This is a genomic window from Mycolicibacterium sp. lyk4-40-TYG-92, from assembly GCF_030209435.1.
In the GTDB taxonomy this organism is placed as follows: Bacteria; Actinomycetota; Actinomycetes; order Mycobacteriales; family Mycobacteriaceae; genus Mycobacterium.
On sequence record NZ_JARVRX010000014.1, the window covers coordinates 40,078 to 48,256 of the forward strand.

9 protein-coding genes are annotated in these 8,179 nt (G+C 68.4%); 1 reads left to right on the forward strand and 8 read right to left on the reverse strand.

Annotated features, from left to right (window positions below; genetic code table 11):
- Nucleotides 1-24 precede the first annotated feature (24 nt).
- From QRN63_RS19980 to QRN63_RS20000, 5 genes are all read right to left on the reverse strand, one after another.
- Complete coding sequence (locus QRN63_RS19980) at nt 25-675, reverse strand: enoyl-CoA hydratase (protein ID WP_267316576.1); 651 nt, start codon at nt 673-675, stop codon at nt 25-27.
- Nucleotides 675-1,496, reverse strand: coding sequence for an NUDIX hydrolase (locus QRN63_RS19985; RefSeq protein ID WP_285032397.1), 822 nt, complete (start codon nt 1,494-1,496; stop codon nt 675-677). The genes QRN63_RS19980 and QRN63_RS19985 overlap by 1 nt, the downstream gene beginning before the upstream one ends.
- Nucleotides 1,493-2,356, reverse strand: coding sequence for an ABC transporter ATP-binding protein (locus QRN63_RS19990; RefSeq protein WP_267316574.1), 864 nt, complete (start codon nt 2,354-2,356; stop codon nt 1,493-1,495). Before QRN63_RS19990 ends, QRN63_RS19985 begins: the two co-directional genes overlap by 4 nt.
- Nucleotides 2,326-2,946 carry a membrane protein YczE gene (yczE, locus tag QRN63_RS19995; RefSeq protein WP_410506034.1) on the reverse strand — a complete coding sequence of 207 codons (621 nt, stop codon included), beginning with the start codon at nt 2,944-2,946 and terminating at the stop codon, nt 2,326-2,328. Before yczE ends, QRN63_RS19990 begins: the two co-directional genes overlap by 31 nt.
- Nucleotides 2,947-3,032: 86 nt before the next feature.
- A complete protein-coding gene (locus QRN63_RS20000; protein ID WP_267316573.1) occupies nt 3,033-3,176 on the reverse strand; it encodes a hypothetical protein in 144 nt (47 codons plus the stop codon).
- A 62-nt stretch (nt 3,177-3,238) separates the two neighbouring features.
- Here QRN63_RS20000 and yczR point away from each other — a divergent pair, with 62 nt between their 5' ends.
- Nucleotides 3,239-4,690, forward strand: coding sequence for a MocR-like transcription factor YczR (yczR, locus tag QRN63_RS20005; protein ID WP_285032400.1), 1,452 nt, complete (start codon nt 3,239-3,241; stop codon nt 4,688-4,690).
- Between the two features lie 28 nt (nt 4,691-4,718).
- Here the strand turns inward: yczR and QRN63_RS20010 are convergent, their stop codons facing one another.
- From QRN63_RS20010 to ctaD, 3 genes are all read right to left on the reverse strand, one after another.
- Nucleotides 4,719-5,030: a hypothetical protein gene (locus QRN63_RS20010; protein WP_285032401.1), complete on the reverse strand. Its 312-nt coding sequence runs from the start codon at nt 5,028-5,030 to the stop codon at nt 4,719-4,721.
- Nucleotides 5,031-5,125: 95 nt separating this feature from the next.
- Nucleotides 5,126-6,364, reverse strand: a complete 1,239-nt coding sequence (gene serB, locus QRN63_RS20015) for a phosphoserine phosphatase SerB (RefSeq protein ID WP_267316570.1) — start codon at nt 6,362-6,364, stop codon at nt 5,126-5,128.
- A 60-nt stretch (nt 6,365-6,424) separates the two neighbouring features.
- Complete coding sequence (gene ctaD, locus QRN63_RS20020; RefSeq protein ID WP_029119898.1) at nt 6,425-8,122, reverse strand: aa3-type cytochrome oxidase subunit I; 1,698 nt, start codon at nt 8,120-8,122, stop codon at nt 6,425-6,427.
- Nucleotides 8,123-8,179: the final 57 nt, after the last annotated feature.

Sequence of the window (8,179 nt, forward strand, 5' to 3'; positions counted from 1 at the left end):
ACATCCACGGTTCTGTACACCGGTTCAGCGAACCCCGAATGCCGCCTTTGCTGTGGCCAGCGCCTCGGGCGAGGAATCCAGGAACCTGCGCGCCCACTTGTGCGCCTCGTCGTAGACGTGGTCGGGCGCCACGAGTTGATCGATCAGACCGAGGGAAACCGCTTCCTCGGCGCCGGCGAACCGACCGCTGAACACCAGCTCCTTGGCCCGGCTGTCGCCGACGGCCGCGGCCAACCGCGCGGCCGCACCCTCGGCCGGCGCCCGGCCCGACAGGATTTCCGTCGACCCGACCTTGACGTTGTCGCCACTGATCCGCCAGTCGGCGGCCAGGGCCAGCGTCAGGCCGCTGCCGAGCGCATACCCGGTCACGGCCGCGACGGTGGGCCGTGGAATGGCAGCGACGGCGTCGACAGCGGCGCGGCATACCGCCCCGGCGACGCGTGCTTCCGCCGCGTCGAGCGTGCTGGTCTCGTGGTCGTCGTCGCCGGTGCAGAAGACCTCGTGGCCGCCGTGCACGATGACCGCGGTGACATCGGTCCGCTGGCCAAGCTCCTCGGCGGCCGCGGCGATCTCCCGGCACATCTGCCGGGTCAGCGCATTGCGTGGCGGCCTGGCCAGCAGCAGGGTGCCGACACCGTCGGTGATGTGGACCTGCACGAATTCGCCGATGTCCATCACTGCGCCCTGCTGCCGCGGGCCGCCTTGTACCGCTCGGCGTCGAAGAACTCGATGTCCCACGTGCCCTCACCCATGGTCAGGACGGGCTCGATCGGCTCGATCTTCCGCTCGTCCCTGAGCAGCTCGGCGACCGTGCGCCCGTCCAGCGAGCTCAATTGCGTCCAGGTCGGCGGCAGCAGGAACGAATGCCCCTCCTCGAACTCCGTGAGCGCAGCCGTCGGCGTGCGCCAGGCGACATGGTCGCTCTCGGTGTTGTTGCCGTCGGCGCGCTGACCGGCGGGCAGGGCGCCGACGAAGAAGAACGTGTCGTAGCGGCGGGTGCGTTCCTCTTTGGGGGTTATCCAGTTCGCCCACGGCCACAGCAGGTCCGCACGCAGCACCAGCTTCTCGCGGGCCAGGAACTCACCGAACGACAGCTCACGGCTTTCCAGTGCGGCCCGCGATTCGTGGTAGACGGTCGCGTCCGAGACGATGCCGTCCGGATCATCGGCCGGCCCGGCGAACAGCACGCCGGACTCCTCGAAGGTTTCGCGGGCGGCGGCACACACCAGCGCGCCGGCCAGCACCGGGTCCACTCCGAACTTCTCGGCCCACCAGGTGCGGTCGGGCCCGGTCCAGGCGATGTCGGCGTCGCCGGAGGCGACAAACAGGTCATAGTCCCGCTCGTCGACCCCGCCGCCGGGGAACACCGTCATACCGCCGGCGAAGGCCATCGACATGGTGCGGCGCATGAGAAAGACCTCGATGCCGGGCACACCGTCGCGCACCAGCATCACGGTCGCGGCCGGCCTGGGGTGCAAGGGGTCGAGTTCGGTCATATACGCCTCCTGTGCGCCGCGCGACTGCGGGTACGACGGGCGAAGTACCGCCCGTCGATGTACTCCAGGGCGATCGACTGACCGAAGGCCTGGGAGAGATTCTCGGACGTCAGTACGTCGGACAGCAGCCCGGCGCCGACCGCCTGCCCCTCGGAGAGCAGCAGGCAGTGCGTGAAGCCCTCCGGGATCTCCTCGACATGGTGGGTGACGAGCACCGAGGCCGGCGCATCGGCATCGGCAGCCAGATCCGCCAGCCGGGCCACCAGTTCTTCGCGCCCGCCGAGGTCAAGTCCGGCCGCCGGCTCGTCGAGCAGCAGCAGCTCCGGGTCCGTCATGAGCGACCGGGCGATCAGCACCCGCTTGCGCTCGCCCTCGGACAACGTGCCGTAGTGGCGGTCGGCGAGGTGTTCGGCGCCGATGCTCTCCAAGGTGTCCAGCGCGCGGTTGTAGTCGACGTCGTCGTACTGTTCGCGCCACCGGCCCAGCACCGCGTAACCCGCCGAGACCACCAGGTCCCGCACGACTTCGTCGTCCGGTATCCGCTGCGCGAGCGCCGAACTGCTGAGCCCGATCCGCGACCGCAGCTCGGACATGTCGGTGCGGCCCAGCCGCTCGCCCAGGACGAACGCTGTGCCCGAGGACGGATGCTCGACGGCGGCCGCCATGCGCAGCAGCGACGTCTTGCCGGCGCCGTTGGGGCCCAGGACGACCCAGCGTTCGTCGAGCTCCACCGACCAGTCGATCGGACCGACCAGGGTGGCTCCGCCGCGGCGCAATGTCACCCCGGAGAATTGGATCAGCAGGTCAGGATCGGGCTGGGCGTCGGGTTCTACGGAGTTGTCGCTGAGGGCGCCGGGCACTCGCTCATCGTAGCCACGGCCGGTTCAGCGACCCGGTCCCCCACCACGTGCGCCCATCCACTGGCCGCGAGCCAGCGACTCGGCGTGCACCGCAGCACAAGTTGCACCAGCGGCCCAATCCCCAAGGCGTACACCACGGTTCCGATGCCGACGGTGCCACCCAACAGCCACCCGGTGGCCAGTACGGTGACCTCGATGCCGGTCCGGACCAGGCGCACCGACCATCCGGTCCGGGCCACCAGCCCCGTCATCAGCCCGTCGCGCGGCCCTGGCCCCATCCCGGCACCGATGTACATCACCGTGCTCACGGCGTTGAGCACGACGGCGCCGACCATCATCGCCGTGCGCACCGGCAGCGTCGTCGGCTGCGGCAGCACCATCAGGGCGGCGTCGACCACGACGGAGATGACGATGACGTTCGCGACGGTGCCGACGCCGGGGCGGTTGCGCAGCGGGATCCAGCCCAGCAGCACCACGACGCCGACGAGCGCCGTGGCGCCGCCGATGGTCAACCCGGTGTGCTTGGCCAGGCCCTGATGGAAGACGTCCCACGGGTCCAGTCCCAACCCGGCGCGTACGAACAGCGCCATCGACAGGCCGTAGCCGCTCAGGCCGGCCAGCAGCAGCGCCGTGCGGACGGCTGTGGTCTTCACGCTGGTGCCGGCTGCTCGCGCCCTCACCGGTGGTCCTGGAACCGGACGCGGATGGCGTCCAGTTCGTGCCGCACCCGGGCGGCATCCAGATCGCGGACATCGGCGCGGTTGTCCCGCCGGGACCGGGCGCGCTTCTCAGCCAGTTTTGATAGCCAGTTCGTTCGCATGACACCAGTTTTCCGGCCAACTGGCTTGCCATTCAATAGCCAGTTGGCCAATACTGGCTTCAATGTCGATCGAGATGTCAGCCAGATCACTTGACGAAGTCCTTCTGGCACGCGAATTGGGCAACTGGCGCACCTCCAGCCTCAGCGGCCCCGCCTATCTGGGCCTGGCCGATGCCATCCGCCTGCTCATCGTCGACGGCCGGCTCCCCGTCGGCGCCCGGTATCCCAGCGAGCGTGCGCTGGCCGACGCCCTGCGCGTCTCCCGCACCACCGTCACCGCCGCCTATGCCCAACTGCGCGAGGACGGCTACCTCAACGCCCGGCGCGGCGCCCGCAGCACCACGGCGCTGCCGCCCACCGCGCCGACGACCAGTCCAGCACCCCTCACCAGAACCGGCACGCTGAGCCTGGCCGATGCCGCGCCCTCCGCACCGGCGGCCGCCACCGTCGAGGCCTTTACCCGCGCGGCCCAGCGCCTGGCACCGCACCTGCACGACATCGGCATCGAACTCACCGGCGTCGCCGAACTCCGCCAGGCCATCGCCGAAAGATATTGCGCCAGAGGCCTTCCCACCGATCCAGACGAGATCATGGTGACCACCGGGGCGCTCCACGCGATAAATCTCGTGCTGGCCACCTACGCCCGCCCCGGCGACCGGGTACTGATCGAGCAGCCGACGTACCACGGCGCCATCTCGCTCATCGCCGCATCCGGAGCCCGACCGGTGCCCGTCAGCATGGCCGAAGACGGCTGGGAACTGGATGCCGTGCAGGCCGCCATGCGGCAATTGGCTCCGAATCTGGCCTACCTGATCGTCGACAACCACAACCCGACCGGACTGAGCTTGCCCGCCCCGGGGCGCGAGCGCCTCGCCCGCATCATCTCCGAGACCCGCACCCGCACCATCATCGACGAAACCATCTGCGACATCTGGCTGGACGAGCCGCTGCCGCCGCCGCTGGCCTCCTATCTGGAGAGCCGCCGCGACCTGGTGGTCACGGTCGGCTCGATGTCGAAGTCGTTCTGGGGCGGCCTGCGGGTCGGCTGGATTCGCGCCGAACGGTCCACCCTGGCCGCCATCGCCGCGGTGCGGCCGACGATCGACCTCGGCACCGCCATCGTCGAACAGTTGGCGTCGGCCGAGCTGCTCCGCCAGGCCGATACCGTGCTGCCGGCCCGTCGCGACATGCTGCGAGCCCGGCGGCAGCTGGTGGGTTCGCTTCTGCAGGAACAACTTCCGGACTGGACGGCAAGCCCGTGCCACGGTGGCATGTCGATGTGGATGCGGCTGCCCGCACCGATGAGTTCAGCGCTGTCGGCAGCGGCGTCCCGGATGGGGCTCGTCATCCCGGGGGGTCCACGATTCGGGGTCGACGGCACGCTGGAGCGCTTCATCCGGGTGCCCTTCACGCAACCCGAGGAGCGTCTGCATGACTCGGTAGCCGTGCTGGCTCAGGCGTGGCGCAGCGTCACCGGCGCCGGTACGCCAGACGCGCAGGCCCTCATCGTCTGAGGCGGTCTGAGGCGGTCTGAAGCGACTCTTACTGCTGGCTCTGGATCAGGCCGATGCAGGTGCCGATGTGCTCGGGAGTGCAGGGAATACCGTTGACCGTCTGCAGGCCGCCGACCGACTGGGTGATCTGTGCACCTGTCCCGCTGTTGGACGTCTGCGGCGGCACCGACTGCGGGCCACTGCCATTCGCCGTGCCCTTGACGCACACGCCTTCGAAATGGCTCGGCACGGTCCCCCAGGGGCACGCGTAGGCCGGTGCGGCCGCCGTCACAGAGACGACCGACAAGGGGCCGGCGACCAACGCGACAGCACTCACACCAATCAGAACCGCACGCTTCATGTCACCATCTCCCACACACTTACGCAGCAAATCAATATCAATAGTCACCACTGTAACGTGACAGCGGCTCGGGTGTGCCCCCGCCGGGGAATCCCCTACGGAATGTCCACCCGCCGCACCACACCGTCCACCGCATCGGCGGCCTCGATCTCGCCACGCGTGATGCCCAGGATGAACAGCACGGTGTCGAGGTACGGGTGGTTCAGCGAGGCGTCGGCAACGGCCCGCAGCGCGGGCTTGGCGTTGAACGCCACCCCGAGGCCGGCGGCCGACAGCATGTCGATGTCGTTGGCGCCGTCGCCGACCGCGACGGTCTGCTCCATGGGTACGCCGGCCTGGTTGGCGAAGTCCCGCAGCGCCTTGGCCTTGCCCGGGCGGTCGACGATCGGGCCGGTCACCCGGCCGGTCAGCTTGCCGTCGACGATCTCCAGGTGGTTGGCCGCGACGAAGTCGAGCATCAGCTCCTCGGCCAGCGGCTCGATCACTTGACGGAACCCGCCGGACACCACGCCGCAGTGGTAACCCAGCCGGCGCAGCGTACGCAGCGTGGTCCGGGCACCCGGCGTCAGTTCGATCTGGTCGGCGACCTCGTCGACCACCTCGGCCGGCAGGCCGGCCAGGGTGGCGACGCGTTCCCGCAGCGACTCCTCGAAGTCCAGTTCGCCGCGCATGGCGGCCTCGGTGATCGCGGCGACCTTGGCCTCGGCGCCGGCGCGCGCGGCCAGCATCTCGATGACCTCGCCCTGGATGAGCGTCGAGTCGACGTCGAACACGATTAGCCGCTTGGCACGCCGGGCCAGACTGTAGTCCTCGAGCGCGATGTCGACGCCCTCGTCGACGGCGACGCGGGCCAGTGCGGTCTGCAGCTGCGCGTAGGCCCCGCCCACCTGTGGCACCGACACCCGCAGTTCCAGGCCCGTCACCGGGTAGTCGGAGACGCCGCGGATGAAGTCGATGTTGACCCCGAGCGCCGCGACCTCGCGGGCGACGACGGTGAACGCCTCGGCGGTGATGGGCCGGCCCAGCACGACGATGGTGTGGGTCGACGGTTCGGTCAGGACGGGCTGGTCGTCACTGCTGTCGATCGCGACATCGAGCCCCAGCTCGCCGATGGCCTGCTGGACGTCGGCCCGCAACACGTCACCGGCCACCTCGGCCGGCACTGCGACCAGCACGCCGAGCGTCAGGCGGCCACGGATGACCACCTGCTCTACGTTCAACAGCTCGACGTTGTGCCGCGACAGCACGCCGAACAGCGTCGACGTGACGCCCGGCTGGTCGAGTCCGGTGACGGTGATCAGCACCGACCCGTTTGCGTTGCTTTCCTGCGTCATCCGTTAGGTCCCCTAACGCAGAACCGCCCGCGCCTTAGGCGCGGGCGGGTCGGCTGATTTCTAGTGGTGCGATCGACCGATGTGCGCTTCGGCGCGCATCCGCTCGACCATGTGCGGGTAGTGCAGCTCGAACGCCGGGCGCTCCGAACGGATCCGGGGCAGCTCGGTGAAGTTGTGCCGCGGCGGCGGGCAGCTGGTGGCCCACTCCAGCGAGTTGCCGTAGCCCCAGGGGTCGTCGACCACGACGGGCTCGCCGTAACGCCAGCTCTTGAACACGTTCCACACGAACGGCAGCGTGGACAGGCCCAGGATGAAGGCACCGATGGTCGAGATCACGTTCAGCGTGGTGAAGCCGTCGCTGGGCAGGTAGTCGGCGTAACGACGCGGCATGCCCTCGTCACCGACCCAGTGCTGGACCAGGAAGGTGGTGTGGAAGCCGATGAAGGTCAGCCAGAAGTGCAGCTTGCCCAGACGCTCGTCGAGCAGCCGGCCCGTCATCTTCGGGAACCAGAAGTAGATGCCCGCGTAGGTGGCGAACACGATGGTGCCGAAGAGCACGTAGTGGAAGTGCGCGATGACGAAGTAGCTGTCCGTCACGTGGAAGTCCAGCGGCGGGCTGGCCAGCAGCACACCCGACAGACCACCCAGGAGGAAGGTGATGAGGAAGCCGACCGAGAAGAGCATGGGCGTCTCGAAGGTCAGCTGGCCCTTCCACATGGTGCCGATCCAGTTGAAGAACTTGATACCGGTCGGGACCGCGATCAGGAACGTCATGAAGGAGAAGAACGGCAGCAGGACGGCGCCGGTGGCGTACATGTGGTGCGCCCACACGGCGACCGACAGCGCGGCGATACCGAGCGTGGCGTAGATCAGGGTGGTGTAACCGAAGATCGGCTTGCGGCTGAACACCGGGAAGATCTCCGAGACGATGCCGAAGAACGGCAGCGCGATGATGTACACCTCGGGGTGGCCGAAGAACCAGAACAGGTGCTGCCACAGCAGGACGCCGCCGTTGGCGGGGTCGTAGATGTGTGCGCCCAGGTGGCGGTCGGCGGCCAGGCCGAACAGCGCGGCGGTCAGCAGCGGGAAGGCCAGCAGCACCAGGATCGAGGTCACCAGGATGTTCCAGGTGAAGATCGGCATGCGGAACATCGTCATACCCGGGCAGCGCATGCAGACCACGGTGGTGACCATGTTGACGGCACCCAGGATGGTGCCCAGACCACCGACGGCCAGGCCGACGATCCACAGGTCGCCACCGGCGCCGGGCGAGTGGATCGCGTCGGTCAGCGGCGAGTAGGCGGTCCAGCCGAAGTCAGCGGCACCACCGGGGGTGATGAAGCCGGCGATGGCGATCATGGCGCCGAAGAGGAACAGCCAGAACGAGAAGGCGTTCAGCCGCGGGAACGCGACGTCGGGGGCGCCGATCTGCAGCGGCAGCACCAGGTTGGCGAAGCCGAACACGATCGGGGTGGCGTAGAACAGCAGCATCACCGTGCCGTGCATGGTGAACAGCTGGTTGAACTGCTCGTTGCTCAGGAACTGCAGTCCCGGCATGGCCAGCTCGGTGCGCATGAACAGCGCCATCAGGCCACCGATGAAGAAGAACACGAAGCAGACGACGCAGTACATGATGCCGATCAGCTTGTGATCGGTGGTGGTCACCAGCTTGTAGATCAGGTTGCCCTTGGGGCCCATACGCTCCGGGAACGGGCGACGAGCCTCGAGTTCTCCGATTGGGGGCGCTTCGGCTACCAACAGATCCTCCAAATGTTCCGGGCGAATAGATCGAGCACACGGGGCATCCCATGTTGT